General features: G+C 67.2%; 17 protein-coding genes and 1 tRNA gene. 12 read left to right on the forward strand and 6 right to left on the reverse strand.

The features are described from left to right. The first annotated feature begins 1 nt into the window (after position 1). The 4 genes from HRU76_08975 to HRU76_08990 all read left to right on the forward strand — a co-directional run bounded on the left by HRU76_08975 (position 2) and on the right by HRU76_08990 (position 4016). Positions 2-1000 carry an ABC transporter substrate-binding protein gene (locus tag HRU76_08975; GenBank protein QOJ17706.1) on the forward strand — a complete coding sequence of 333 codons (999 nt, stop codon included), beginning with the start codon at positions 2-4 and terminating at the stop codon, positions 998-1000. Between the two features lie 58 nt (positions 1001-1058). Beyond that, positions 1059-2384, forward strand: a complete 1326-nt coding sequence (locus HRU76_08980; GenBank protein ID QOJ17707.1) for an amidohydrolase family protein — start codon at positions 1059-1061, stop codon at positions 2382-2384. An 11-nt stretch (positions 2385-2395) separates the two neighbouring features. Then, complete coding sequence (locus HRU76_08985) at positions 2396-3676, forward strand: amidohydrolase family protein (protein QOJ19152.1); 1281 nt, start codon at positions 2396-2398, stop codon at positions 3674-3676. Positions 3677-3830: 154 nt separating this feature from the next. After that, positions 3831-4016 carry a hypothetical protein gene (locus tag HRU76_08990; GenBank protein ID QOJ17708.1) on the forward strand — a complete coding sequence of 62 codons (186 nt, stop codon included), beginning with the start codon at positions 3831-3833 and terminating at the stop codon, positions 4014-4016. A 24-nt stretch (positions 4017-4040) separates the two neighbouring features. Here the strand turns inward: HRU76_08990 and HRU76_08995 are convergent, their stop codons facing one another. Continuing rightward, entirely contained in the window at positions 4041-4319 is a 279-nt protein-coding gene (locus HRU76_08995; GenBank protein QOJ17709.1) for a hypothetical protein, read from the reverse strand. Positions 4320-4681: 362 nt separating this feature from the next. Here HRU76_08995 and HRU76_09000 point away from each other — a divergent pair, with 362 nt between their 5' ends. The 4 genes from HRU76_09000 to argH all read left to right on the forward strand — a co-directional run bounded on the left by HRU76_09000 (position 4682) and on the right by argH (position 14060). After that, entirely contained in the window at positions 4682-6589 is a 1908-nt protein-coding gene (locus HRU76_09000) for a ShlB/FhaC/HecB family hemolysin secretion/activation protein (protein QOJ17710.1), read from the forward strand. A gap of 108 nt (positions 6590-6697) precedes the next feature. Then, the gene (locus HRU76_09005) at positions 6698-11230 is read left to right on the forward strand and encodes a filamentous hemagglutinin N-terminal domain-containing protein (GenBank protein ID QOJ17711.1); all 4533 of its coding nucleotides are present in this window, start codon (positions 6698-6700) and stop codon (positions 11228-11230) included. 115 nt (positions 11231-11345) lie between these two features. Beyond that, positions 11346-12563 carry an argininosuccinate synthase gene (locus HRU76_09010; GenBank protein ID QOJ17712.1) on the forward strand — a complete coding sequence of 406 codons (1218 nt, stop codon included), beginning with the start codon at positions 11346-11348 and terminating at the stop codon, positions 12561-12563. Between the two features lie 129 nt (positions 12564-12692). Continuing rightward, complete coding sequence (argH, locus tag HRU76_09015; protein QOJ19153.1) at positions 12693-14060, forward strand: argininosuccinate lyase; 1368 nt, start codon at positions 12693-12695, stop codon at positions 14058-14060. Between the two features lie 83 nt (positions 14061-14143). Here the strand turns inward: argH and HRU76_09020 are convergent, their stop codons facing one another. Further along, complete coding sequence (locus HRU76_09020) at positions 14144-15763, reverse strand: Na/Pi cotransporter family protein (GenBank protein ID QOJ17713.1); 1620 nt, start codon at positions 15761-15763, stop codon at positions 14144-14146. 116 nt (positions 15764-15879) lie between these two features. On the opposite strand from HRU76_09020, the gene HRU76_09025 reads away from it, so the two are divergent. Both HRU76_09025 and HRU76_09030 read left to right on the forward strand, forming a co-directional pair. Then, complete coding sequence (locus tag HRU76_09025) at positions 15880-17598, forward strand: tryptophan 7-halogenase (GenBank protein QOJ17714.1); 1719 nt, start codon at positions 15880-15882, stop codon at positions 17596-17598. A 236-nt stretch (positions 17599-17834) separates the two neighbouring features. Next, positions 17835-18629: a DUF1444 family protein gene (locus HRU76_09030; protein ID QOJ17715.1), complete on the forward strand. Its 795-nt coding sequence runs from the start codon at positions 17835-17837 to the stop codon at positions 18627-18629. 118 nt (positions 18630-18747) lie between these two features. On the opposite strand, the gene HRU76_09035 is transcribed toward HRU76_09030, so the two are convergent. Further along, the gene (locus HRU76_09035) at positions 18748-19113 is read right to left on the reverse strand and encodes a hypothetical protein (GenBank protein QOJ17716.1); all 366 of its coding nucleotides are present in this window, start codon (positions 19111-19113) and stop codon (positions 18748-18750) included. A 187-nt stretch (positions 19114-19300) separates the two neighbouring features. Further along, entirely contained in the window at positions 19301-20242 is a 942-nt protein-coding gene (sucD, locus tag HRU76_09040) for a succinate--CoA ligase subunit alpha (protein QOJ17717.1), read from the reverse strand. A 121-nt stretch (positions 20243-20363) separates the two neighbouring features. On the opposite strand from sucD, the gene HRU76_09045 reads away from it, so the two are divergent. Beyond that, positions 20364-21770: a M20/M25/M40 family metallo-hydrolase gene (locus HRU76_09045; GenBank protein QOJ17718.1), complete on the forward strand. Its 1407-nt coding sequence runs from the start codon at positions 20364-20366 to the stop codon at positions 21768-21770. A gap of 46 nt (positions 21771-21816) precedes the next feature. Next, positions 21817-23886: a DPP IV N-terminal domain-containing protein gene (locus tag HRU76_09050; GenBank protein QOJ17719.1), complete on the forward strand. Its 2070-nt coding sequence runs from the start codon at positions 21817-21819 to the stop codon at positions 23884-23886. Positions 23887-23909: 23 nt separating this feature from the next. On the opposite strand, the gene HRU76_09055 is transcribed toward HRU76_09050, so the two are convergent. Further along, the gene (locus HRU76_09055) at positions 23910-25709 is read right to left on the reverse strand and encodes a glycosyltransferase family 39 protein (protein ID QOJ17720.1); all 1800 of its coding nucleotides are present in this window, start codon (positions 25707-25709) and stop codon (positions 23910-23912) included. Positions 25710-25845: 136 nt separating this feature from the next. Further along, a tRNA-Thr gene (locus HRU76_09060) sits at positions 25846-25918 on the reverse strand. Positions 25919-25991: the final 73 nt, after the last annotated feature.

The raw sequence follows: 25991 nt of genomic DNA on the forward strand, positions 1-25991 counted from the left end.
CATGCGACGGCTGACCTCGATTCTCGCTTCATTGGGCGCGGCGGCCCTGCTGGCCCTGCCGATGGCCCGCTCCACCGAGCCGGTTCCGGCCCCCACGCCCGAGCCAGGCGCTCAGCCCGCCAGAGTTCGCATCGGCGTGTCGGTGCCAGCCGCCGATCACGGGTGGACGGCGGGCATCGGCTGGTGGGCGCAGCAGGTGATGCGGATGTACCCGGATATCGAATGGGTCTACGCCACGGCGCAGAATCCTGAGAAGCAGATCGCCGACATCGAGGACATGATGGCCCGCGGCGTGACGGGTCTTGTCGTGCTGGCCACGGAGAGCGCTCCGATCACCCCGGTGGCCAAGAAGGCCAAACAGCGCGGGATCTACATTGTCAACGTCGATCGCGGCTTCCTCGAGCCCGTGGCCGACATCTTTCTCGAAGGCGACAACAAGGCCTTCGGACGCCGGAGCGCGGAGTACATGGTCGAACGACTGGGAGGCAAGGGGCAGATCGTGATTCTGCGGGGCATCCCCAGCACCGTGGACACCGATCGCTACGAGGCGGCCATGGCCGTCTTCAACAGGTACCCCGACATCAAGGTGCTCGCGGCGCAGCCCGGCATGTGGAACCAGCAGAAGGCGCTGGAAGTCATGCAGTCATACCTGGCCCAGTTCAAGAAGATCGACGCCGTGTGGGCGAGCGATGACGACATGGCGCTCGGCTGCGAACGGGCCATCCGCGAGGCGGGACGCGCCAACGAAATGTGGATTCTCGGCGGCGCGGGGATGAAGGACATCGTCAAGCGCGTCATGGAGAAGGATCCCCTGTACCCCGCGGACATCACCTATCCGCCCTCCATGATCGGCGCCGGCATTCACCTGTGCGTGGCGTCGCTGCGCGACGGCAAGCAGAAACAGGTGAGTCAGTTCATGCCCAAGCACCTGATTCTCGATGTCGAGCTCATCACGCCGGAGAACGCGAAGGAGTACTATTTCCCCAACTCGGTGTATTGAAGTGCGGGAGGTGATCGGCGCCAGGCGCCAGGCATTCGCTACTTCCACGGACGCTCCCATGACGTTGTCACTTCTGGTTTCTCTCGTCGCAGTCGCTGCGCTGGCCGAACCTGCGGCAGCCGTCGATGACGGCCCGCCGCGGGCGTACATCAACGCCACCATCATTCCGATCGCCGGACCGGAGATCGAGAAGGGCACGCTGGTGGTGGATGACGGCAAGATTCTCGCCGTGGGTCCGTCGGATCAGGTGGTGATTCCGGCCGGCGCCCAGCGGATTGACGCCGGGGGCCGCGTCATCATGCCGGGACTGGTGTGTACGCACAGCCACATCGGGGGCATCGGCGGGGCGGATGGATCGCGGCCCATTCAGCCGGATGTGCGCATTTACGACTCCATCAATGTGCGCGACCCCGGTTTCAAGCGGGCCCTGGCGGGTGGTCTGACCACCCTGAACATCATGCCCGGCTCCGGGCACCTGATGAGCGGGCAGACCGTGTACGTGAAACTGCGCGAGGCCGACACCATCGACGACCTGTTCTACCTGGATGCCGAGGGCCAGCCGATGGGCGGCATGAAGATGGCCAACGGCACCAACCCCATGCGCAGCGCCCCCTGGCCGGGCACGCGGGGCAAGGCCGCCGCGCTCGTGCGCGAAACGTTCGTCAAGGCCCAGGAATACCGCGACAAGGTGGCTCGCGCGGGGGGCGATCCCGCCAAGATGCCGCCGCGCGACATCGGCATGGAGGCGCTGGTCGAGGTGCTGGAAGGCGCCCGCATCGTCCACCACCACACGCACCGGCACGATGACATCATGACGGTGCTGCGGCTGTCGAAGGAGTTCGGCTTCCGCGTGGTGCTGCACCACGTGAGCGAGGGATGGAAGGTGGCCGAGGAGATCGCCGCCGCGGGCGCGCCCTGCTCGATCATCCTGGTTGATTCACCGGGCGGCAAACTCGAGGCGATCAACCTGATCTTCGAGACGGGCGGCGTGCTGGAGAAGGCGGGGGTGTCGGTGGCGTTCCACACCGACGACTGGATCACCGATTCGCGCGTCTTCCGCCGCATGGCCGCTCTCGGCGTGCGGGCCGGCATGTCGCGCGAGGCGGCGCTCAGGGCGCTCACGATCGAAGGGGCGAAGATGCTCGACCTGGGCGACCGGATCGGTACGCTCGAGCCGGGCAAGGACGCGGACTTCATCATCCTCAGCGGCGACCCGCTGAGCGTCTACTCGATGGTGCTGGAGACGTACGTGGAGGGCGTCAAGGTCTTTGACCGAAGCGACCCGAAGGATCACCTGTACGCCGTGGGCGGCAAGGGCGCCGGCAACGACCGCGAGTACTACCTGTGCTGTCAGCAGCTCAAGGATGGGGAGTCGGACCAATGAGCCGCATCCGGATGCAAGGCGGGATTCGTCGATTGGTTCGAGGCGCCGCCGCGATCGGGGTGTGCCTCGTCTCCCTTCATGCCGGGGCGCAGATCGCCGTCCGGGGCGGCACGGTCCACACCATGGACGGGCCCGCGATCAAGGACGGCGTCGTCATCATCCGCGACGGCAGGATCGCCCAAGTCGGTCCGGCCTCGCAGGTGCGCGTGCCCCAGGGGTACCGCGTCATCGAGGCGGCGGTGGTGACGCCCGGACTGATAGACGCGCGGTCGGTGGTTGGGCTGGCGGGTCAGTTCAACTACGAGCATGACCAGGACCAGTTGGAGTCATCGTCGCCGATTCAGCCCGACCTGCGGGCCAGCGACGCCTACAACGCGCAGGAACGATTGATCGAATGGCTGCGGTCGTTCGGCGTGACGGCCATTCACACCGGGCACGCGCCTGGCGAACTGATTTCCGGACAGACGATCATCGTGAAACTCACCGGGGAGACGATGGAGCAGGCATTGGTGCGCGACGGCGCCATGGTCGCCGCCACGCTGGGCGAGAGCGCCCGCAAGCAGGGAAGCAGCTCGCCCGGTACGCGCGGCAAGATGATGGCCATGCTCCGCGCCGAACTCATCAAGGCCCGCGAATACGTGCAGAAACGCGAGCGAGGCGAAACGCCTGACGCCGATGACGCGGACGACAAGAACGAGGGGGACGACCGCAGACCCGGCCGGGGCGGCGGGCGCGACCTGAAGCTGGAGGTGCTGGCCTCGGTACTCCAGCGTGAGCGCCCCATGCTCATCACCGCGCACCGGGCGCAGGACATCATGAACGCCATCCGGCTGGCGCAGGAGTTTCAGTTCAATCTCGTGCTCGACGGCTGCGCCGAGGCCCACCTGCTCCTTGATGAGATCAAGGCCTCCGGATATCCCGTGCTGCTGCACCCGACCATGCAGCGGGCCACTGGCGAAGCCGAGAACCTGAGCATGGAAACGGCGGCGAAGCTCCGCGCCGCGGGCATCCCCTTCGCCATCCAGGGCGGCTACGAGAGTTACGTGCCCAAGACGCGGTGCGTGCTCTTCGAGGCGGCGCTGGCGATGGCCCACGGGCTGGCCCATGAGCACGCGCTGGCGGCGATCACCATCGACGCCGCGCGCATCCTCGGGCTGGCCGATCGCGTCGGCTCGATCACCGCGGGCAAGGACGCCGACCTGGCGCTCTACGACGGTGACCCCTTCGAGTACACCACGCACTGCATCGGGGTGCTCATCAACGGCCAGGTGGTCAGTGAGGCGAAGCGGTAGGGCGGACGTTTCCGCCTGTCCTGCCTCACCGACGGTGCTGGCTCCACCCAGTGGCGTGGGCGTCGCGCCCGCGAACCTCATTCCCCAAGGTTGCGGCGACGCGCCTGGCGCGTAGGATGAAGTCACCCACCCGCGAAACGCACGGAGGTTGCGCATGAAAGTCGGATCAGCACCCACGACGCCGAAGATCAACCCGAACCCGCAGTCGATCGCCAAGGGCGGGCCGGACAAGGGGCTTGGTCCTGTTCCAACGGGCAATGCGCCGGGCCAGCCCAAGCAGAAGGGCGGCACGGTGGCCAAGAAACGCCCCGGCAAGGAGCGCAAGCGTCAGTCCCGGTAGGTCGTGAATCCCCGTGCGGCGTGGTTAGCGCGTCAGCGGTTCGTTGAGTTCCGTGGCGATATGTCGGTCGCGCGCCTTTTCGAGCCGCGCGATGGCCACCTGCTCAACGAAGAGCGCCTCGCCCAGCGAGTCGCCGGCGCCGAGGCAGAACACCCGCGTCCTGGCGTCAGCCGAGGACGCGATCGGGCCCAGCGTTGTCAGGTAGATCTGGTCATCCAGTTCGATGACGCTGGTTTCCACTGAGGCGCACCCGCTCGCCAGCAACATGACACCCAATCCGGCCGGACCAAGAAAACGCCTCATGCCGCGCTCCTTCGCTCATGCATTGCGGGATCACCCCGATTCACGGGATCGAACGCCCGCTCGATGATCGGCATGGGAGCATGAGACGATCATGACGCGGCGGGAATCTGGGGAACATTGGCGGGAACCTGTGACAGATTCCCGGCCTGACCGATAAAGTCCGTCCAGTCCCTTTGTTTCCCCAGATTGCCGGAATCACCCGGATGGCGCGGTTCCGGTATCATCTTTCAGCAACGAGAAGCGTCGCAGGAGCGAATGGTTCTTCGGCATCCATCGGGTCTGAGGTCCGTCCGCATGATGCGACGGATCGCCGCGCGTCGAACCGTCGGTATCCCGCGGGTCGAGTCCGGGAGAGAGTAACCGTGTGCAGGAGCATCGGAACCATCCGACGACGACGGGCCGCCCTGGCCGCGGTGCTCGGCCTGTTGGCCGCTGTGGTCTCGGGCGGGCAATCGAGCGGTGACGATCCGGCTGCTTCGCCGCCGGAGTACCGGGTGACGGCGTTCTCGTTGTCGTACATCCGCCAGAGCGTGGCGGCGCCGACGATCGAACAGATGGCCGCTGTCGTGGTGCCGCTTTCGATCGTGAATGGCGCCTACGCGGCGCCGCAGCCGGATCAGGAGGTGATCGCGATCCCCTTCGCCGATCTGGGGCGGACGGGCGTGGACCGCTTCCGGGCCGACGCGCTGCAGGCGATCAGTCAGGCCCTGGTGGGCGAACTGCGGCGGCGCAGCTTCATCAGCGTCTTCGCCGCGCCAGACCCGGAGCAGATTGACGAGCAGGGTGTCGATCATCGACCCGACGGGGAGACCACGCTGCGATACCTGGTGCTGGTGGGCGTGGTGACTGAGGTGCGCACGATCGCCTCGGGCGACCGCGTGCCGGAGCAGGAACGGGTCAATCACCCGGTTCACGAACGGATCCGGCGCGACTCCCCGATCCAGCCGGCGGGTCAATCCGCGGCGGACGATCGCTACGACGTGATCCGCAAGGATCTGCTGGATGCGTACGTCCATCGGCTCAGCCGCCATCCGGGGCGGCGCGTTGATGTGGCCCTTGGTCCGTCCGGCGAGCCGGGCGGGGTGACGCTGGACTACCTCATCAGTGAGAACAGGCCGCTCATGCTCTACGCGCAGGTGTCCAACACCGGCACCTCGCAGACGGGCTACTGGCGTCAGCGATTGGGGCTGGTGCATCACCAGGTGACGAACCGGGACGACATTCTCTCCTTCGACTACGCCACGGCCGGGTTTGACGACTCGCACGCCGCGTCGATGTCGTACGAGGGGCCGCTCACGGACCGCGGCGACGTGCGATGGCGGGCGTACGGCTCGTGGAGCCAGTACCGCGCCTCGGAGATCGGGCTGTTCGACGACCGTTTCCGCGGCGAAACGTGGTCAGTCGGGGCGGAAGTTGCGGCGACCATCCACCAGCGGCGCGAACTGTTCATCGACTTCGTGGCGGGGGCCAGGTTCGACGAGTACCACGTGCGCAACGATGGCTTCGCCATCGACGCGCTGGAGAACTTCATCACGCCGTACGTCGGCGTACGCCTGGAGCGCGTCAGCGAGACGTTCGCCACGCACGCCTCGGCGATGTTCGAGTTTCAGCAGGAGTGGTTCTCGTCGGTCGATGATGACGAGATCGTGGGGCTGGGCCGGGTGCGCCCGGATGGCCGCTGGACGGTCTTCCAGTGGAACATCACGCACTCATTCTTCCTGGAGCCGCTTCTCAACCGCGCCGCGTGGGAAGACCCGACCACGCCCGAGTCGTCCACCCTGGCGCATGAGATCGTGCTCGCCTTTCGCGGGCAGCACTCGTTCAACAACCGGCTGATTCCGCAGGTTCAGGACGTGCTGGGCGGGTTGTACACGGTGCGCGGCTACCCGGAGTCGGCGGTCACCGGCGACAGCACCGTGCTGGCCAGTGCGGAGTACCGCTTCCACCTGCCCCGCGCCCTGGGGCTCCAGCCGGAGCCGGGTCGGCTGTTCGGGCAAACCTTCCGCTTTGCGCCGCAGACGGTGTACGGCCGCCCGGACTGGGATCTCGTCCTCAAGGCCTTCGCGGACGTGGGATGGACGGACGTGAACGCTCCGGCGGCATTTGAACGCGATGAGCAGTTGGCGTCGATCGGGCTTGGGGTAGATTTGATTCTGGGACGGAACGTGCAGGTTCGCTTCGACTGGGGCTACGTGCTCTCCGGGCTCGAGACGGCCCGCGTCGAGCATGGGTCCAACCGGGCGCACCTGGTGGTCACGTTCCTGTTCTGATCCGCGCGGAGTAGTGGAGAGGTTTGGTCGCGCGGGGGGCGTCACGAACGCTGGAGGCGGGAGCCATCGCGAGACGCGAGAAAGGTGAGGGTCATGGAGAACCGGAAGATGCGACGGAGGGCCCGCGCCGCTGGCCGCGCGGCGGTGGTCGCCGCGACGACGGCCGTTTTCATGGGCGGCGTGCTCACCGATGTCGCACGGGCCGACGTGGACGGCGCCCGGGTGCGCCGGGGCGATGTGAGCATTACGCAGCGGAACGGCCGCACCATCATCCGCGCCAGCGACGGCAGCATCATCGACTATCGTTCGTTCAACATCGGTTCCGGCGAGATGGTGCGGTTCATCCAGCCGGGCGAGTTCGCGCGCGTGCTCAACCGCATCACCGGCGATTCGCCCACGGTCATCGAGGGCGCGCTGCGCGCCAACGGGCAGGTGTACCTCGTGAACCCCGCGGGAATTTCCTTCACGCGCGGGGCCACCATCAACGTGGGCGGACTTCACGCCGCCGCGGGGACCATGACCAACGGGGCCTTCCTGCGCGGCGTCTCGCACTTCACCAATCTGGAGGGCGAGGTCTTCAACGCCGGTTCGATCCGCGCCGGGCAGGTGCATCTGGCGGGACAGCGCGTCGTCAACGAAGGCGCCATCGCCAGCCCGCGCGGCATCGTCACAATGGTCGCGGGGGATGAGGTGCTCATCCGCCAGCACGGCGAGCGCATCACGGTCCGCGTGGATGGCAGGACGCTGACCGATCAGACGCAGCCGCACGCCGGCGCGACCCGACCTGATGAGCAGGCCGCACCGGGCGTGTCCAACAGCGGCACGGTGGATGCCCGCCGCGGGCAGGTGGTGCTCGGCGCGGGCGACCTCTACGCCCTGGGGATTCACAACACCGGCTCACTGCGCGCGGCGGGGGGGCGGGTGACCGCCGCCGCATCGGACGGCGCGATTATCAACGAGGGCGACATTTCCGCTTCGGTGGCCGCGGGTCGTGCCGGACGGGTGACGGTGCAGGCGCCGAGCGTCTCCAACAAGGGCCAGATCAGCGCGGATGCCGATCAGGGCGTCGCCGGCTTTGTCGAAGTCACCAGCCGCAACCACACGCTGCTGCACGGCGGCAGCCGCGTCTCCGCGGCGGGCGGCGCGGGCACGGCCCACGGCGGCGAGGTGCTGATCCACAGCTACGACGGGCTGACCGTTCACGGAACGGGGGCGATGGTGGACGTGTCCGGCGGCGCGATCGGGGGGCGGGGCGGCTTCGCCGAAATCTCCGGGCTTTCACTGGTGATGAACGGCGGCGTTGACCTGAGTTCCGTCGAGCCCGGTATGGCGGGCACGCTGCTCATCGACCCGTGGGACGTGCGCATTTCCAACACCGGCACGCACGATGGCTTCCTGCTCGATGGCTTCGTCGACTTCAACGAGGGCGGCATGATCAACATCCGCCTTTCCGCGGCTGCGATCGAGGCCATCGTCGGCGACATCATCATCCAGGCGACGAACGACCTGTTCGTGAACTACCGCGTCAACCTGGTGCATGGCAACAACGTGCGGCTCGAGGCGGGGCGGCATCTGGTCTACAACAAGCCGATTCGCGGCGCCAACGACCTGACGCTCCATGCGAACGCACTGGGCGGCCTTGACGGCGACATCACGATCAACGCGCCGCTCGAGGTCGCCGGGGGTTTGCGCCTGCAGGGAGCGCGGACCTTCTTCCTCAATCATGCCTCGCTGCTGGCGGGCGGCGACATCGAGATCGGGTCGGCCATTGACAGCCGCGTCGTGATGGGCGCCCACCTGGGGCTGACGGCCCCCATGACCCGGTTCCTCTCGCCGATCGACGGTCATGGCTTCGACCTGACCATCAGCGGAGCGGCCCGGTTCGACGATTCGGTGGGCGAGCTTTCCCCGGTGCGGATTCTCACCGTCATCGGCCCCGCCCAGGTGCATGGCGAGTTGATGCAGGCGGACCTGTCCATCCGCATGCGAGACGACCTGTCGATCGCCGACACCGTGATGTTCCGTGCGCCGCAGGTCGTGTTCGCCGGCGCGGTGGATTCACTCGGCGGTCCGCATGGGCTGATGGTGGAGGGCTCCACGTTCTTCATCGGCCCCGTCGGCAGCGCCTCGCCGCTGCGCTCGGTCATGGTGCAGGGGCCGCTCTCCATGCGCGGCCACCTGGTTCGCACCACCCGGTCGCAGCACTATGCCGGCCCCGTACAGGTCGGCGGTCCTGGTGTGTTCGAGGGATACTCCATCCGGTTCTTCGATCGGCTCGATGGCGCCACGTTTCTGTCCGACTCGATTCACGTCCGCGGCAACGCCTTCTTCGGCGGCGCGGTCGGTGAGATGTACGACCTGGAATCGCTCACCGTTGACGGATGGGCGCGGCTCAACGGCGGGCTGGTCCGCACGCTGGGCGACCAGCACTACGGACGCAACGCCCTGCTTGGCGCCGACACCGTGCTGCGCAGCGTTGATAGCGGCTCGATTCGCTTCGCCGGCGCGCTGGATGGCCCATTCGACCTCGCCATCGAGACGGCCGGAACAACCCGATTTGATCGATCCGTCGGCGGGCGGGCGCCGCTTGATCGGCTCACGACCGATGCCGGAGGCAGCACGCAGGCCCGCGGGCGCATCAACGCCCGCGCCATCGAATTGGGTGATCGGCTGACGCTGAGCGGCGACCTGGCGCTGGCGGGCATGAACTGGGTTGACATCGGCGATGGTGCGGACGGCGCGGGAGCGGATCTTCGAATCCTCTCGCCAGAGACTCGCCTCAGAGGCGACCTGCTCGACCTCGGACGTTTCACCACGGACGCCGCCGGTTCGACGTGGATCGATGCGGATCGGATTCAGGCGCGGTCGATTCGGTTCGGCGACGCCGCGCTCCTGGTCCGCAATGGCGTGATGGAGGCAACCGAGTTCATCCGCTTCGGTTCGGTGCTGGATGGGCCGTTCGCGCTGACGCTCCAGACGCCAGGCGTAACGCGGTTCGACGGGCTGGTCGGGAGCGTGACCCCGCTCGATGCGATCATCACCGACGCGGGAGGTGTGACGCGGCTGCCGCTGGCGATGAACGCGAGGATCGTGGACCTCGGCGACCGGGTGATCCTGTCCGGCGACTCCACGCTCACCGGCGCGGATTCGATCACGCTGCGCAGCGGCCTCCGGGGGCACGGAGGCGACCTGCATCTGGCTTCGCCTCAGACACGCCTGCACGGTGTATTCAGCGATCTCGGGTTGCTGGAGACCGATGCCGACGGCATGACCATTCTCGACGCGCCGCTGATCCGGACGACTGAGGCACAGTTCCACGACATGGTCATGCTGGGCGGCGCGACGCGGATCAGATCAACTGGCGATACGACCTTCGCATCGACGCTGGATGGCGGCTTCGACCTCGATCTGACCGCCGCCGGGCGCGTGATGCTGGGCGGCGCCGTGGGTGGCATCGAGTCGCTGCGGTCGCTTGACGTGGCGTCAGGCGGCGTGATCCATCTCGACGGAGGGCTGGTGCGGACGCTGGAGAACCTGTCGCTGCGCGGCGGGGTTTCTCACGTCGGACCGGCCGTGGCCACGATCACCGGACTTGGGCCGGATGGCTCGCTGGTGTTCCGCTCGGCGAACGGCTGGGTTTCGCTCGGCCGTGGCTCGCGGGTGACGGCCCTGGGCGACCTCATCATCGAGGGCGGCGCGGGCGTCGCCGTGGGTGATTTGAGCGCGCTGGGCGACATTCGCGTCACCGCGCCGGTGATCGAGGTTCACACCCGCGTGGGCGGCGACGTGCTCAATCGCGACGGCGGCGTCACCCGCGACTCGCGCGTGGACATCATCGCAGGTGGCGGCATCGACTTCAGCGTCGAGCCGGCGCTGCTCGGGTTCGGGCGCGAGCCGGTGCTGGCCACGACGACGGGCGAGGGCATCAGCGCCACACTGATGGGCTTCTCGGCGCGTTCGTTTGAGGATCTGGACGCCTCGTGGTTCACGTTTGGCGACACGGTGCTCGACCTGATTGCGCCGCCGCCCGCGATCATTCCACCTCCGCCTCCTCCCCCGCCACCGGTGACCGGCGCCAATCCCGCCACGGTGGAGCCGAGCGACGGGCCTGAGCCGGATGGCGGCCGCGCCCGCGATTTGCTGCTGCTTGACCCCGTGGTCCGGCGCAACCTGGAGCGTCTGGCCATCTACACGCGCGAACTGGATCGTGCGGAACTCGTCACCACCGCACAGGCCAGTGCGTTGATGGATGACGCCAGTCGGGTCGGTCCGTCCGGCGTCATCGACCGCGCGCCCACGGTGGTCAACCGCCTCTCACGTGACCTGGTGCTTGAGGCGCTGGCCGCATACGCCACGCTGTTCTTCGCCGAGCCGACGACCGTGGACACCGACTTCGCCCAGCGGGCCGACCGCGCGGCGGAGATTCGCGCGGCGCTCGCATCCGCGATTCAGCGGGACGGAGCCACGGCGGACGAGGTTGACGCCCTCCGGCGAATCCTGACCAACCTGCGGGCCAGCGGGCTCACGCGAGCGGAGTATGAGCGCTCCCGCCGCGCCGTACTCGCCCCCATCACGCCCGAGGGCGTGAGCGAAGCCCGCATGCTCGAACTGGTGGAAGGCCCTGTTTCCGCCACGTTCTGACGGATCGGCTCGCGTCGATTGTCTCACGGCCCGCGGCCAATCCGCGGGCCGTGTGCTTGGGGCCGCGGCGCGCCCCGTCTACCATTGGCTTTCCACCAACGGAACGGGACAACGCATGGCCGACAAAGTGGTGCTGGCGTATTCAGGCGGGCTGGACACGAGCGCGATCATCCCCTGGCTGATCGAGAACTACCGCTGCGAGGTGATCGCCATCTGCGGCGACGTGGGGCAGGGCGAGGGTGAGCTCGACGGGCTGGAGGAGAAGGCCCGCAAGTCCGGCGCCAGCGCCTGTTACGTGGTGGACTTGCGAGAGGAGTTCGTGGAGGAGTACGTCTACCCCACGATCCTCTCCGGCGCGGTGTACGAGGGCAAGTACCTGCTCGGCACCTCGATGGCCCGCCCGGTGCTGGCCAAGCATCAGGTGGAACTCGCCCTGCAGGTCGGCGCCGACGCGCTGGCTCACGGCTGCACGGGCAAGGGCAACGATCAGGTGCGCTTCGAGAGCACCTTCGCCGCGCTGGCCCCGCATCTGCAGGTGATCGCCCCGTGGCGGGAGTGGAATCTCAAGTCGCGCGAGGATCTGATCCGCTACATCCGCGAGCGGAACATTCCCTGCACGGCGTCGCTGGAGAAGATCTACTCGCGCGACCGAAACCTCTGGCACATCTCGCACGAGGGCGGCGCGCTGGAAGACCCGTGGAACGCCCCGCCCGAGGACGTGTGGATGCTTACACGCTCCGTGGCCGACGCCCCGAACGAGCCGGAGAACGTGACCCTGGGCTTCGAGCGCGGCCGCGCCCGCACGCTCAACGGCAAGCGCATGAAGAGCCACGAGATCATCGCGGCCCTCAACGTCGTCGCCGGCAGGCATGGCGTGGGGCGCGTGGACATCGTGGAGAACCGTCTGGTCGGCATGAAGTCGCGCGGCTGCTATGAGACGCCCGGCGGAACGGTGCTCATGGAGGCCCTTCGCGGGCTGGAGCAGCTCTGCCTCGACCGCGAGACGCTGCACTTCCGCGAGCACATGGGGCTTCGCTTCGCGGAAATCGTCTACAACGGCCAATGGTTCACCCCCCTTCGCGAGGCCATGCAGGCGAGCATCGACGTCATCGCCCAGCGGCTCATCGGCGACGTGGTCGTGCGTCTCCACAAGGGGATGGCGACCGCCACCCAGCGCCGCAGCCCCAACTCGCTCTACTCCGAGGACTACGCCACCTTCGGCGAGGAGGCCGTCTACGACCAGAAGGACGCCAAGGGCTTCATCCGCCTCTTCTCGCTGCCCTCGCGAATCGCCGCCATGCAGAAGATGCACCGTGAGGGGATGGTGAAGTGATGAAGCGTGAAGTGATGAAGTGATGTGTGCCAAGTCGTAGGGTGAGTCGAGTTCGCGGGGCCCACCACTCGGCTCCTGATTTCCTGTTCTCCTGCTCTCCTTCTCCTCCCCATGTCATCACCGACCACAATGTGGGGCGGCCGCTTCGAGGGTGACGCCGATCCTCTTTTTCGCGCCTTCAACGATTCGCTGCCCGTCGATCGCCGTCTGGCGCACGATGACATCATCGGGTCCATTGCCTGGGCCCAGGCGATCCGCGACGCGGGCGTGCTGACGGCCGCCGAGTGCGACCGACTCACCGCCGCCCTGCGCGAACTGGATGACCACGTGCGGGACAACCCGGGCGTCTTCGATGACGCCGCGGATGAGGACATTCACGGCTGGGTCGAGCGCGAGCTCATCGCCCGCGTGGGCGACCTGGGCAAGAAGCTCCATACCGGGCGCAGCCGCAATGACCAGGTGGCCACGGACTTCCGCCTGTGGACCCGCCGGGCCGTCGACGCCCGCATCGAGGAATTGCGCGACCTCGCTCGCGTCCTCATCGATCTGGGCGAGCGCGAGTTTGGCACGATCATCCCCGGCTACACGCACCTGCAGCGGGCCATGCCGGTGCTCTTCGCCCACTGGTGCCTGGCCTACGTGGAAATGTTCGAGCGCGACATCGAGCGGCTGCACGATGCCCGCCGCCGCGTCAACCGTTGCCCGCTGGGCTCCGCCGCGCTGGCGGGCACGTCGTTCCCCATCGACCGCGAGGCGCTGGCGAAGCGGTTGGGCTTCGACGGCCCCACGCGCAACTCGCTGGATGGGGTCTCCGATCGGGACTTCGCCATTGAGACCCTCGCGGCTCTCTCGCTCTGCTCGCTCCACCTCTCGCGGCTGGCGGAGGACCTCATCATCTACTCCACCGCGGAGTTCGGCTTCGTGGAGATGAGCGACGCCGTCACCAGCGGCTCCTCGCTCATGCCGCAGAAGAAGAACCCGGACGCGATGGAGCTGATCCGGGGAAAGTGCGGGCGCATCGTCGGCGCGCTCACCGGGCTGATGATGACCGTCAAGGGCACGTCGCTGGCGTACAACAAGGACTTTCAGGAAGACAAGCCGCCGCTCTTTTTGGCGATGGACGAGGTTTCCATGTGTCTTCGCATGGCGGCGCGGGCGCTGGTGGATCTGAAGACGCGGCCGCAGGTCGCCCGACGCGCGGCCGAGGGCGGCTACGCCAACGCCACCAGTTTCGCCAACTACCTGGTGTCGCGGGGCGTGCCCTTCCGAGAAGCGCACGAGCAGACCGGCCGGGCCGTGCGGCGAGCGATCGAACAGGGCGTGGCGCTTGAAGCACTGTCGTTGGCCGATCTGCAGCGCCTCGCGCCCGCGGTGGACGGCGGCGTGTACGACGTGATCCGGCTGGACCGGGTGATCGCCTCGTGCGACGTGCCGGGAGGCACGAACCCGGGTCGCGTGCGCGAGGCCCTTGCCGCGGCGCGTGATCGGCTGAAGTGAAACGCGGAGGACGCCGAGGGGCGCGGTTGGACTCGGATGAAGAAGATGGCGCCAGGGCTGTCAGCCGCCGGGAACCAGACCGTTCAGCCGTTTCCCCCATTCGCCGGGTCCGTGTGCACCCCGGTCGGCGCCACCGGCACGGGCGTCTCACCGAGGTGCAGCACGGCCCGCCAGATGTGGTACCCCAGCCGATCCACCCAGCGGGCGGCTTCCAGTTGATCCGTGGCCTCGTCGGGCGTCAGCCGCCCGTGGGCGGTGTCTTCCAGGATCCGCGGACGATGCTGTTTCCGCTGCTCCGCCAGCGACTTGGACATCGCTTCGAGCACGCCTGCGGGGGCGGGCTTCTCGACATCCTTCAGCCACGCCAGCGTGGCGTCGAACTCATCGAGCATCCCGCGGGCCATGTCGCGCAGCGCGGGGTCGCGCGCCGCGGTGCGGGCGCTGCGCGGCTCTCCAGCGGCTTCGATCAGCCGGTCGAGGTGATCCACCGCGTGCAGGGTGGACAGATGCCGCTGATATGCCGCTCTGGCCGCCTCGGGCGTGCGTACATTGGCCAGGTAGAGCCGCGTCTCCGCCAGGGCGCGATCGGCGGCTTCCAGTCGTGGCCGCATGGTTCCCGCCGCCCCGTGTGTGACGTAGTCTCGGAGGGTTTCGATGACGACGGCGGCGACGTCGATGGCGGTGCGCCGCGCGGCCTCGACAGCGGTGGGGGGGTCGCGCAGCAGCGTCACATCAAGGCGACGGATCAGGTCCGGTTCGTGCTCCGGCAGCAGTCGCTCAATCAGCCGCGCGAAGGGCTTGATGATGGGCAGGAAGAGCAGCGCTCCGCCCAGGTTGAAGACGGTGTGAAAGGCGGCGAGCGTGACCGGACCAGGCGCTGGCTCGAGCGCGGGAGAGCCCGCCTTGACGATGGCGATGAACGGTGTCAGCAGCAGCGTGGCGGCCAGGCAGGTCGTCAGGTTGAAGAGAATGTGCGACGCTGCGGTGCGGCGCGCCGCCGTCGAACCCCCCAGCGACGCCACGCCCGCGCTCACCGTGGTGCCGACGTTCTGTCCGATGATGAGCGCGGCGGCCTGGTCGAAGTTCAGGTTTCCCGCGTGCAGGGCGGCGAGGGTGGTGGCCATCGCGGCGCTCGAGGATTGCATGACCAACGCCATCACGAAGCCGATGCCCACCAGCACCCATCGGCCCAGCCAGGTCGGCTCCGGAAACACCGACGGGTCGATGCGGTTCACCAGCCCCGCCATGCCCGTGGCGAGCAGGTCGATGCCCACGAACAGCAGGCCGAACCCGGCGATGGCCTCGCCGATGGCGGCGATGCGGTCACGCGAGACAAGCCGGATCATGGCCCCCACGGCGATGAGCGGCATGGCCGCAGCGCCGATGCTGAGTTTCAAGCCCAGCAGCGAAACGATCCAGCCGGTGAATGTGGTGCCGACATTCGCCCCCAGAATCACTCCCACCGACTGCTGGAACGTCATGATCCCGGCGCTGACGAAGCCGATCGTCGTCAGCGTCACCGCCGCGGAGGATTGGACGAGGGCCGTCAATCCGGCGCCGGTGGCGAAGGACAGGAAGCGATTGCCGGTCGCCCTGGCCAGCCCGGCCCGCAGCGACTGGCCCGCCAGCGCCTTGAGCCCGCCGGTCATGAGGATCATGCCCAGCAGGAACATGCCGATGCCGCCGAGTGAGGTTGAGATCATGGCCGGGCATCGACTCCAAGGACGCTGAGAGGGGTGTCGATGATAGAACAGAGCACGCATGGGACAGGCCGAGGCGGTTCGGCTACCGTTGTGCCACCTCAGGCGAAGGAGCGCGCATGGCTGAAGGCGATCGACCAGAATCCCACGATTTCGACGTCGCCATTGTGGGCGGCGGGCCGGCGGGCGCCACCGTGGGCACGCTGCTGCGCAAGTACGCTCCGCGCCTGCGCGTGGTGATCCTGGAAAAGGAAGGATTCCCGCGCGAGCACGTGGGCGAGAGCCAGTTGCCCCTCATCAGCACGATCCTTGATGAAATGGGCGTGTGGAACCAGGTGGAGGCGGCGGACTTCCCCATCAAGCTCGGCGCGACCTACACGTGGGGACGCGATCCCACGCCCTGGGACTTCAACTTCATTCCGCCCGAGAAGTTCGAAATCACGCCCCGGCCCGCGAAGTTCGAGGGGCAGCGACGCTACACCGCGTTCCAGGTGGACCGGGCCGTGTACGACGACATTCTGCTCAGGCACGCCGCGGGCATGGGCTGCCAGGTGCGGCAGAACACGCTCGTCCGCGACGTGAAGCGCACCGGCGACCGCATCGACGGACTGACGCTGGCCGACGGCTCCACCGTGACCGCCCGCTACTACATCGACGCCTCGGGCAACGTGGGCCTCATCCGTCGGGCGATGGGCGTGGGCATCGACTCCAACGAGCGGCTCAGGAATGTGTCATTCTGGGATTACTGGGAGAACGCCGAGTGGGCGGAGACCATCGGCATCGGCGGCACTCGGGTGCAGGTTCGCTCGCTGCCTTACGGGTGGATCTGGTTCATCCCGCTGGGCCCGACACGAACCTCGATCGGGCTGGTCTGTCACGGCGAACACTACAAGTCGATGGGGCTGACGCCCGAGCAGCTCTATCGCAGGGCGCTGGCGGATGAGACGTTCATCGCTGGTCTGATCGCCAACGCCACGCCCGAGGGCCGCGTGCGCACCACGAAAGACTGGTCCTACGTGGCCGACCGGCTGTACGGCGAGAACTGGTTCCTGGTAGGGGAGGCGGCGGGTTTCGCCGACCCGATTCTCGCCGCCGGGCTGACGCTGGCCCACGCGGGGGCGCGCGACGCGGCCTACACCATTCTGGAACTCGATCGAGGCGAGCATCCGCGCCAGTGGCTCCTCGATCGCTTCAACGAGAAGAACCGGGAGTCCGTCGAGCACCACATCAAGTTCGCCATCTACTGGTATTCCGCCAACGGGCTTCAGACCGACCTCAATGACTTCTGCAAGAATCTCGCCGCCAGCGCGGGGCTTCGGCTCAACGCCCGGGACGCGTTCCGCTGGATCAGCCAGGGCGCATTCACCACGGAGCTTCTGGGCAACCCGTCGATCGGCTTCTTCGACCTGACGAGCATTCACGACCTGGCCAACCGTTTCGCTGAGAACGGACGACGGCACGAGTGGCTCATCCACGGGCACAGCGTGTTTCAACTCAACGTCCACGGAGCGACGCAGGGGTACGTGGGTGACTTGAAGAACGGGCGCATCCACCGCGTGCCATGCCTGTTCAAGGGGAAGAACAAGCTACCCCTGCACGAGTTCTTCGGCCTGGCCGTGGACGTGCTGAGGCAGACCAGCGACGCCGAGCGATTCATGCAACTGGCGATGAACGCGGTGAGCATGATTTTCCCGCCGGAACACGCGCGATTCGCCATGTCTCGTGTGGTGGAGGCATTGGAGGCCATGGCGCTGGATGGCTGGGTCATCTGCCGACACGACCGGAAGCGTCCACCCCTGCTGATGGAGCGCGAGGCGGAGACGATCAGGCGAAAGTAGCGGCGCCAGCCCGGTTCGAACGACTCGGGCGACTTCCCTCGATCGTGCGGATCGGTTGACCTGCCCCGCCATGCCGTCCCGACCGATAACCCCACTCGGACTTTCGTTCGAGTCGTCACCCAACCATGCCGATAGACATGCCCGGCGGGGAATCTTCGCAACCGCGCGGGGGTCTTTACGAATGGAAGTGTTGGCCCGGTCGAACCTTACGTCGAACGGGAAGGGAAACTGACCCCATGGCCCGAATGCCGCGAGAGCCCGAAGCGTTCGGCGAGCAGGTGGCTCGCATTCTCGAACGCCACTACCCCGACCGACCCGCCGAACTGGCGGGCCCGCTGGAGCTCATCCTCAACGGCAAGCGGCTGGGGCTGGAGAACCTGTACCGCATGGTGCTCTTCGACCCCGACCGGGGCGTCGAGATCGTGGAGAACTACCTCGAGCACCTGATCGAGGGCGACTCCCTCACCACCACGCCGCTGCCTCTGAGCGTGGCCAAGCCGCGCATCATGCCGCGCATCCAGCCGGTGTCGATCTTCGAGCACCTGGACCGCGAGAACGTGGCCCACACCGAGTTCGTCAACGGCACGGTCATCGTGTACGTGATCGACATGCCCCACCTGACGGTGAGCATCACCACCGAGCAGATGATCAAGTGGGGCCTGCAGGTGGATGACCTGGACACCATCGCGCGCGAGAACCTGTCCAAGTACGCGCCCGACCTGCAGATTCAGCTGGTTGAGTCGTTCGAAGGCGGCAAGGCGGCCATCGTCGCCAAGCAGGACGGCTACGACGCCGCCCGCCTGCTGCTGCACACGCTCTACGACCGGCTGGCCCCGGAACTGAACGGCGACTTCTACGTGGCCCTGCCCGCGCGGGACATGTTCATCGCGGTGAGTTTCCAGCCGGACGCCTTTGTGCACCGGATTCTGGAGCGGGTGCGGACCGACTACCGCCGCATGCCCTACCCCATCTGCGACAACTTCTTCGTGGTCACGCAGGACGGCATCGCGGGCACGCGCGAGGCGGCGTGAGATTCCTGGTCCACGGATGAACGCGAACGGACGGGGATTCGGCTTTGGGGTGAAACAAGTGGGCCGCGACCGTGAGGGTGCGGTGTCCGCGTGCGGTCCAGGCGCACGGCGACCGACTTCAGTTGACCGATGAGTCGGCCGGCCACGTCGCCGCGAGCCGGTGCGTCGCCTTGCTGTTGTCCTCGCCCCGGCGCGTGCGCTTCACGTGAATCTCCACGCGCTCGACCTTTGTTGTGCCCGCGGCGAAGCGGCCTTCGAGCGTCTCCAGCGCCATGGTGACGATCTCGCCCTTGCCGGGCGCTTCGAGCGTCAGCCAGACGGTGAGCACGCCGCCCTCGAACGTCTCGCGGTCCTTGATGAGTTTCCACCCGCCCGAGTTGACGGTGACTTCATAGTTCACCGCGTACTGAACGGGGAATGACTCCATCTGCAGCACATCGACGGTGAACGCGGGGCCATCGTACTTCGCGTCACTCGGCGGCATCGCGTTTCCTCCCGAGCCCCCGGAATCCCCGGACCCCCCGGACCCGCCTGGACCCCCGGCTCCGCCATCATCCGCCACAGGCGGCGCGGGATCACTCGACTGGCATCCGCCAATCAGCGTGAGCGCGCCGAACAGAACGGCCAGTGCCGCAACGGCGGGACGTGAACGTGACATGGCAACCTCCGGTTCAGAGCCCGAGGGCCCGGGCCATGGTGGTCCCCATGTCCGCCGGGCTCTCCGCCACAAGGACACCGCAGCGGCTGAGCGCATTCATCTTGGCGTCGGCGGTGTCATCCGCCCCGCCGATGATGGCCCCGGCGTGGCCCATTCGTTTGCCCTTCGGCGCGGCCCGACCGGCGATGAACGCCGCCACGGGCTTGCGCATGTGCCGTTTGACCCACTCGCCCGCGAGCGTTTCGTCGGCGCCGCCGATCTCACCGATCAGAATGACGCCGTCGGTGTCCGGGTCGTCGTTGAACAGGGCGAGCAGTTCGATGAAATTGAGCCCCTTCACCGGGTCACCCCCGATGCCCACGCAGGTGGTCTGGCCGATGCCGACGCTGGAGGTCTGCCACACGGCCTCGTAGGTGAGCGTGCCGGAGCGGGAGATGATGCCCACGGCCTTGCCGGTCTTTGCGTCCTGCTTGGCGGTGTGAATGTATCCAGGCATGATGCCGATCTTGCATCCGCCGGCGAAGGTCGCCGATGCCCCCTCGCCGCTCACGCGCTTGCCGGGTGTGATGACGCCCGGGCAGTTGGGGCCGATGAGGACCGAGTTGGGGTAGTCGCGCAGGGCGGCCTTGGCGCGGATCATGTCCTGCGCCGGGATGCCCTCGGTGATGGCGCAGATGACGCGGACGCCCGCGGCGGCGGCCTCCAGGATCGCGTCCGCCGCGAAGGGCGGGGGGACGAAGATCATGGTGGCGTCGGCTCCGGTGGCCTGCACGGCGTCGGAGACGGTGTCGAAGATGGGCAGGCCGTTGTCGTCCTTGGCGCCGCCCTTGCCGGGCGTGACGCCGCCCACCATGCGCGTGCCGTAGTCCAGGCAGCCCTTGGTGTGAAATGCTCCGGCCGAGCCGGTGATGCCTTGGCAGATGACCTTGGTGTCGCCGTTGACGAGAATCGACATGGGGCGACAGGATAGGCGGCATTGACGGGCGCGGGCGATGCTCATGGGCCTCGAACCATCGCGAGAGGGCTGAAACACGGCCCACCGGCCCCCGGTACAATCGCCGCATGGGAGGTGCGCCATGACCCATCGAACGAACGTGGGGTTGCTGTGGATCGCGGGGCTGTTGGGCGCTCCAGGCCCCATGGCGGCGGCCCAGGTTGTCGACGCGGGGCAGAATGTGGCGGCGAAGTCGGTCCCCTCCCGACCCGCGGGTGTGGAAGACGTCATGGCTGCCGTGTCGCACGAAAACCTGCGCCGGGTGATCGACCACCTCGTGACCTTCGGCACGCGGCACACGCTGTCGGAGACTGAGTCGGACACGCGGGGCATCGGGGCCGCGCGGCGCTGGCTGCGGGATGAACTGCAGGAGATCGCCGATGCGTCGGGTCGCTCGGACATCACCGTGGAGCTGATGGTTCACACCCAGCCGCCTCAGCAGCGCGTGCCCAACGAGATTGAGATCGTCAACGTGGTGATGACCATCCCCGGTACGCTGGCGGAATCCAAGGATCGGCGCTTCGTGGTGCTGGGGCACTACGACTCGCGTGCCGCCGGCACCAATGACGGCACGAGCGACGCACCCGGCGCCAACGATGACGGCTCAGGCACGGCGCTGGTGCTGGAGCTGGCGCGGGTGCTCTCGACGCGGCCGTGCGAGGCGACCACGGTCTTCCTGATGACCGCGGGGGAGGAGCAGGGATTGCTCGGGGCCCGCTGGTATGCGCGGACGGCCAGGGAGAACGGCTGGCGGGTCGAGGCCGCACTGAGCAACGACATCGTGGGCGACCCCACCGGGCCGGGTGGCAAGGTGGATCGGCATCGCGTGCGGCTGTTCAGCGAGGCGATTCCGCGCGACCTGGAGGCGCAGCAGATCGCCCGTATCCGCACACTGGGGATGGAGAACGACTCACCCTCGCGTCAACTGGCCCGCTACGTGCATGAAGTCGCGCTGCGCCACGACACGTCCGTCAAGCCGTGGGTGATCTACCGGGTTGATCGCTTCCTGCGGGGGGGCGACCACACGGCGTTCAACGAAGAGGGCTTCCCCGCGGTGCGCTTCACCGAGGTCGAGGAGAACTACGACCGTCAGCACCAGAACGTCTCCACCCGCGACGGGAGGCCCTATGGCGACGTGGCCGAGTTCGTGGATGAACGATACCTGGCGGACGTGACCCGGCTCAATGGGGCTGCGTTGTTCACGCTGGCCAACGCGCCGTCGCCGCCCGGCAACGCGCGGCTGATCACCGCGGGGCTGCGCAACGACACCACCATTCGCTGGGAGCGCTCGCCCCAGCCGGACGTGGCCGGGTACGAGGTGGTCTACCGCGACACCACAAGCCCGTTCTGGGAAGTGACCATCGACGTGGGCGACGTGACGGAGCACACGCTCGACCTGAACAAGGACAACTACTTCTTCGGCGTGCGCGCCTATGACCGCGATGGTCATCGCTCGCTCGTCAGTTTTCCCGTCGCCGCCGGGCGGTGACGTCATCAATGCCCTCTGATCGCTGACCCCTGCCCTGGAGACCTTCATGCCTCGTCGTCTTTCCCCGTCACTCGCACTGTTGACCGCCGGCGTGCTGTCATTCGCGGTAAGCGCTCAGAATCGGTTTGAATCGCTGCCCGGTTATGACCGGTTCCGGGAGACGCAGCAGAACATGGCCCGCTTCGTCACAGGCGGCACGGTGACGGAGGTTGTATGGACGAAGGACGGCCGTCGCGTGCAGTTCAAGCGGGGCGGCACGGTTTTTGTCTGCGATGTGGCCACCGGCGAGATCACCGAGACGCCGGAGGATCAGATCGAGAAGCCCGAACCGGCGGCGGGCGGCAATCGAACCGGCGGACGCACGCCCGGCGTGGCTCGCGGGCGTCAGGCGGCGCGCGTCGAGTCGCCCGACAGGCAGTGGGTCGCCGAGCACCGGGAGTGGAACCTGTACGTCAAGAAGGCCGACGGCGAGGAGGTTCCCGTCACCACCACGGGTACGCGCGAGCTCAAGTACGGCACCGGGTCGTGGGTGTACGGCGAGGAGCTTCGCCAGAACAGCGCCATGTGGTGGTCGCCCGATTCCACACGGCTGGCGTTCTACGAGTTCGATGAGCGGAACGTCAAACCTTTCTATCTGACGACCCGGCTGACCGAACTCAACACCGAGCTGGACATCGAGGGCTACCCCAAGGCCGGCGCTGACAACCCGATCGTCGGGCTGCTGGTGTATGACCTGGCCACCGGACAGACCACACGCGTCCAGATCGGCGATGACAAGGAGCAGTACGTCTTCAACATCCGCTGGCGGCCCGATGGGTCGGAACTGCTCTTCAACCGCACCAATCGCCACCAGAACGTGCTGGACGTGATGGCCGCCGATCCCAAGACCGGCGTGGTGCGCACCGTGCTCACCGAACGGCAGGACACGTGGCAGGACAACCTGCCTGAGTTCCGCTGGCTGGCGGACAATCAGCGCTTCATCTGGGAGACGGAGAAGACCGGCTGGAAGCACTACGAACTGCGGTCGATCGACGGCTCGCTCCTCAACCCGCTGACCACCGGCGACTATCCGTGCGACTCGATCGTGCTGCTGGACGAGAACGCCGGCTGGATGTATTACAAGGCCGCCAGCGGCCAGAACCCCCTTCACTGGCAGCTCCACCGCGTGAAACTGGATGGGACCGGCGCGGCCCGACTCTCCCGCACCGAGCTCAATCACACCAGCATCAACATCGCGCCGACGCATGACTACTACGTGGCGGTCACCGAGTCGATCGAGACGCCCCCCTACACCGCCGTGTATGACGTGCAGGGCAGGCGCCTGGCGATCCTGGCCGAGCCGGATCTGTCGCGCATGATCGGTCGGCCCATGCCGGAGCTGTTCACCTTCAAGGCCGACGATGGCGTGACCGACCTGTACGGCGTGCTCTTCAGGCCCTCCAACTTTGATGAGACGAAGAAGTACCCGCTCGTCATCGATGTGTACGGCGGGCCGCAGTCGCACGGCGTGCCGGCGCGGTTCGTCCCGGCCAATCCATACTGCGAGTTCGGGTTCCTCATCGCCAAGATCGACAACCGCGGCACCACCAATCGCGGCAAGGCCTTTGAATCAGCCAACTACCTGAAGCTCGGCTCCGTCGATCTGAAGGATCAGGCGGATGGCGTCCGTCATCTCGCCCAGCGACCCTACGTGGATGCTGACCGCGTGGGCATCACCGGACATTCCTACGGCGGGTACATGGCCGCGCTGGCCGTGCTCAAGCATCCGGATGTCTTCCACGTCGCGGTCGCCGGCGCGCCGGTGACGGACTGGCGGCACTACGACACCATCTACACCGAGCGCTACATGCGCACCCCGCAGGAGAACAAGGAAGGGTACGACGCGGGCTCCTGCATCACCTTCGCCGAGAACCTCAAGGGCAAGCTGCTGCTGCTGCACGGCATGGTGGATGACAACGTGCATCCCAATAATTCGTGGCAACTGGTCCACGCCTTCCAGCAGAAGCGCATCCCCTTCGACATGATGTTCTTCCCCACCGCGGCGCACGGCATCGGCAGTCCGAGCCACAATCCGTTGAAGTGGGAGTATCTGTGGGACCATCTGATCGGGAAATGAGCCCAATCCGACATGGGGGGCGTTCACTCGCCGGCAGCGGAACGACGGCGTGCGATGGTCTGTAACTCCAACCCGTCCGGCGACTCAAACGCACCGACGCCCCAGTGCGGCGTGGGCGTAATCGCGTGACGCGGATCGAGCGGGCGAACGTCGTACGCCCGGCCTCGCCAGGCGTCGGTGACTCCCGCCAGGATCGCCCCGCCGAGCAGTATCGCCGGTACGGTGCGGCAGGTAAGCCACCCGGGACGGCGTGAACCCGCGGCGGACCAGGCCCGCTCGATGGCCAGCGCCATGAAGAACAGAAACGCCGGCTGAATCGACATGGCCTGACGTGCGTAGCCGTAGAAGGCGATGGTCACGATGATCTTCGACAGAATGACGACGGCCCACGCGCCGCCGCAGCGCCGCTTCGCGGCGATGAGCACGCCGCCGCCAAGCATTCCCGCGGTGAGCACGCTCCAGACCCACCAGGCCGGGCCATGACGGGGCGTCGCCGCGTCCACCGCCCGGCGGATGCCGTCACGACCCAGCGGCAGGTTGTACGCCGCGACGCCAGGCGCCGCGCCATCCGCGAAGACGGTCAGCTTGCGGACGACCAGCCCGAGCCAAGCGCCGGGCGATTCCTGAATCCAGCCCCAGCCAACGGAATACCCCTGGGTCACAAGGCGATTGTGATCCGGGTGGCCGAAGGTCAGGTTGCCCTCCGGCGTCAGCGGGCCGATGAGGAGCTGTTTGCTGAAACCGCCATCGCCATCCGGGTCGTTGGCCAGCGCGAAGTCCAGCGGTCCCTTCAGCGAAACCAGGTGGTATCGGGCCAGTCGCCGCGGGATGAATCCGAACTCACGTTCGAAGAAAGTCTCCACGTCCGAGCGTGTGATCTCCGACTGACCCCGCTGCCTTGCGAGGTGGGTCAGGTACAGGGCGTTGCCTTCGCGCGCGAAAGCGGGAAGCGACTCCATGAACGCCGCCGCCTCCGTCGTCCAGCGCGGTCGCAGCAGTTCGTAGCGCACCGGCTGGGCGGGGCGATCGTTGAATCGCTGGATCGCATTGGAGCCCGCGATGATCCACGGCATGCATGCCAGAAGTGCAATCACGCCCACCGTGGCGGCGCGAAGCGGCAGGAGGTGAAGCCAGCGGATCGCGGCGCGGCGGGTCGTCTTGTCCGGGCGCGGCAACGATCCAGAACGTCCGCGCCACCACACCCACGCCTCAAGAAGCACCAGGAGCAGCAGGTGTTCGGCGCGCAGCAGCATCGCCGCTCCGTGCAGCACTCCGAGCGCCCCGATGAGCCACCACGCCGGTCGGCGCGCCGCCCAGAGCGTCAGCCACACAATGGCCATGATGAGCGTGCCGTAGGGAGTTTCATTGTTCAGCGAAGTCGCCAGCACCAGTCCGCCGTACGAGCACGCCCAGAGTGACGCGGCGATGAGTGCGCATCGCCGACCGATGGTCTCGCGGCAGGCGAGGTAGAACAGCCCGCACCCCAGTGAGGCGATCAGGCACCAGCCGACTTTCCACGCCATGAACGACGGTCCCGGTCCGTGGACCGACAGCCAGCTGAGCAGATGCGCCACACCGGGCGTGCGCACGGGCAGGTCGAACTCGAAGGGTTGCCCCCGGTGCAATGCATCGGCCCACCGCGCCCAGGTCGGAGCGTCTCCCTCATACAGCGTCGAATGAGGCCAGGCGCGATCGGGCGACCCCAGGAGAAACAGCAGCCGGAGGAGAGACGCGAACAGCGTAAGTCCGAGCGCCGCCGAGCAGTCCCGCCTGGTGAACGTCGCGGGGCCGTCGTCCGGATGGCTGATGACCCCGCCGTGCATGTCGCAGGCCAGACCGTGCGCGGGAGAGTCGCCAACGGACCGATTGGAAGCAGCCCTGGGCCTGTGACTGGGGGACGGGGCATCGGCCTCACGACTGGGCCGGTTCGGCGCTCTCTCACCACCGGGGGTCTTCACAAGCCGCCGAGGGGAGTCGAACCCCTGACCTCAAGATTACAAATCATGTGCTCTGCCAACTGAGCTACGGCGGCGCTCGTCAACCGGAGAGGATACGACCCGGAACCCGGTGGGGCCAATCGACCTGACTCCGGGGAGATGCATGTG

The organism is Phycisphaeraceae bacterium, from assembly GCA_015709595.1.
Classification (GTDB): Bacteria; Planctomycetota; Phycisphaerae; order Phycisphaerales; family SM1A02; genus CAADGA01.

Coding starts and splice junctions, on each gene's coding strand:
- HRU76_08975 (QOJ17706.1), top strand. CDS start 2: ATGCGACGGCTGACCTCGATTCTCGCTTCATTGGGCGCGGCGGCCCTG.
- HRU76_09010 (QOJ17712.1), top strand. CDS start 11,346: ATGGCCGACAAAGTGGTGCTGGCGTATTCAGGCGGGCTGGACACGAGC.
- sucD (QOJ17717.1), bottom strand. CDS start 20,242: ATGTCGATTCTCGTCAACGGCGACACCAAGGTCATCTGCCAAGGCATC.
- HRU76_09045 (QOJ17718.1), top strand. CDS start 20,364: ATGACCCATCGAACGAACGTGGGGTTGCTGTGGATCGCGGGGCTGTTG.
- HRU76_09055 (QOJ17720.1), bottom strand. CDS start 25,709: ATGCACGGCGGGGTCATCAGCCATCCGGACGACGGCCCCGCGACGTTC.
- HRU76_09050 (QOJ17719.1), top strand. CDS start 21,817: ATGCCTCGTCGTCTTTCCCCGTCACTCGCACTGTTGACCGCCGGCGTG.
- HRU76_09020 (QOJ17713.1), bottom strand. CDS start 15,763: ATGATCTCAACCTCACTCGGCGGCATCGGCATGTTCCTGCTGGGCATG.
- argH (QOJ19153.1), top strand. CDS start 12,693: ATGTGGGGCGGCCGCTTCGAGGGTGACGCCGATCCTCTTTTTCGCGCC.
- HRU76_09035 (QOJ17716.1), bottom strand. CDS start 19,113: ATGCCGCCGAGTGACGCGAAGTACGATGGCCCCGCGTTCACCGTCGAT.
- HRU76_09005 (QOJ17711.1), top strand. CDS start 6,698: ATGCGACGGAGGGCCCGCGCCGCTGGCCGCGCGGCGGTGGTCGCCGCG.
- HRU76_08990 (QOJ17708.1), top strand. CDS start 3,831: ATGAAAGTCGGATCAGCACCCACGACGCCGAAGATCAACCCGAACCCG.
- HRU76_09025 (QOJ17714.1), top strand. CDS start 15,880: ATGGCTGAAGGCGATCGACCAGAATCCCACGATTTCGACGTCGCCATT.
- HRU76_09030 (QOJ17715.1), top strand. CDS start 17,835: ATGGCCCGAATGCCGCGAGAGCCCGAAGCGTTCGGCGAGCAGGTGGCT.
- HRU76_08995 (QOJ17709.1), bottom strand. CDS start 4,319: ATGAGGCGTTTTCTTGGTCCGGCCGGATTGGGTGTCATGTTGCTGGCG.
- HRU76_08980 (QOJ17707.1), top strand. CDS start 1,059: ATGACGTTGTCACTTCTGGTTTCTCTCGTCGCAGTCGCTGCGCTGGCC.
- HRU76_08985 (QOJ19152.1), top strand. CDS start 2,396: ATGCAAGGCGGGATTCGTCGATTGGTTCGAGGCGCCGCCGCGATCGGG.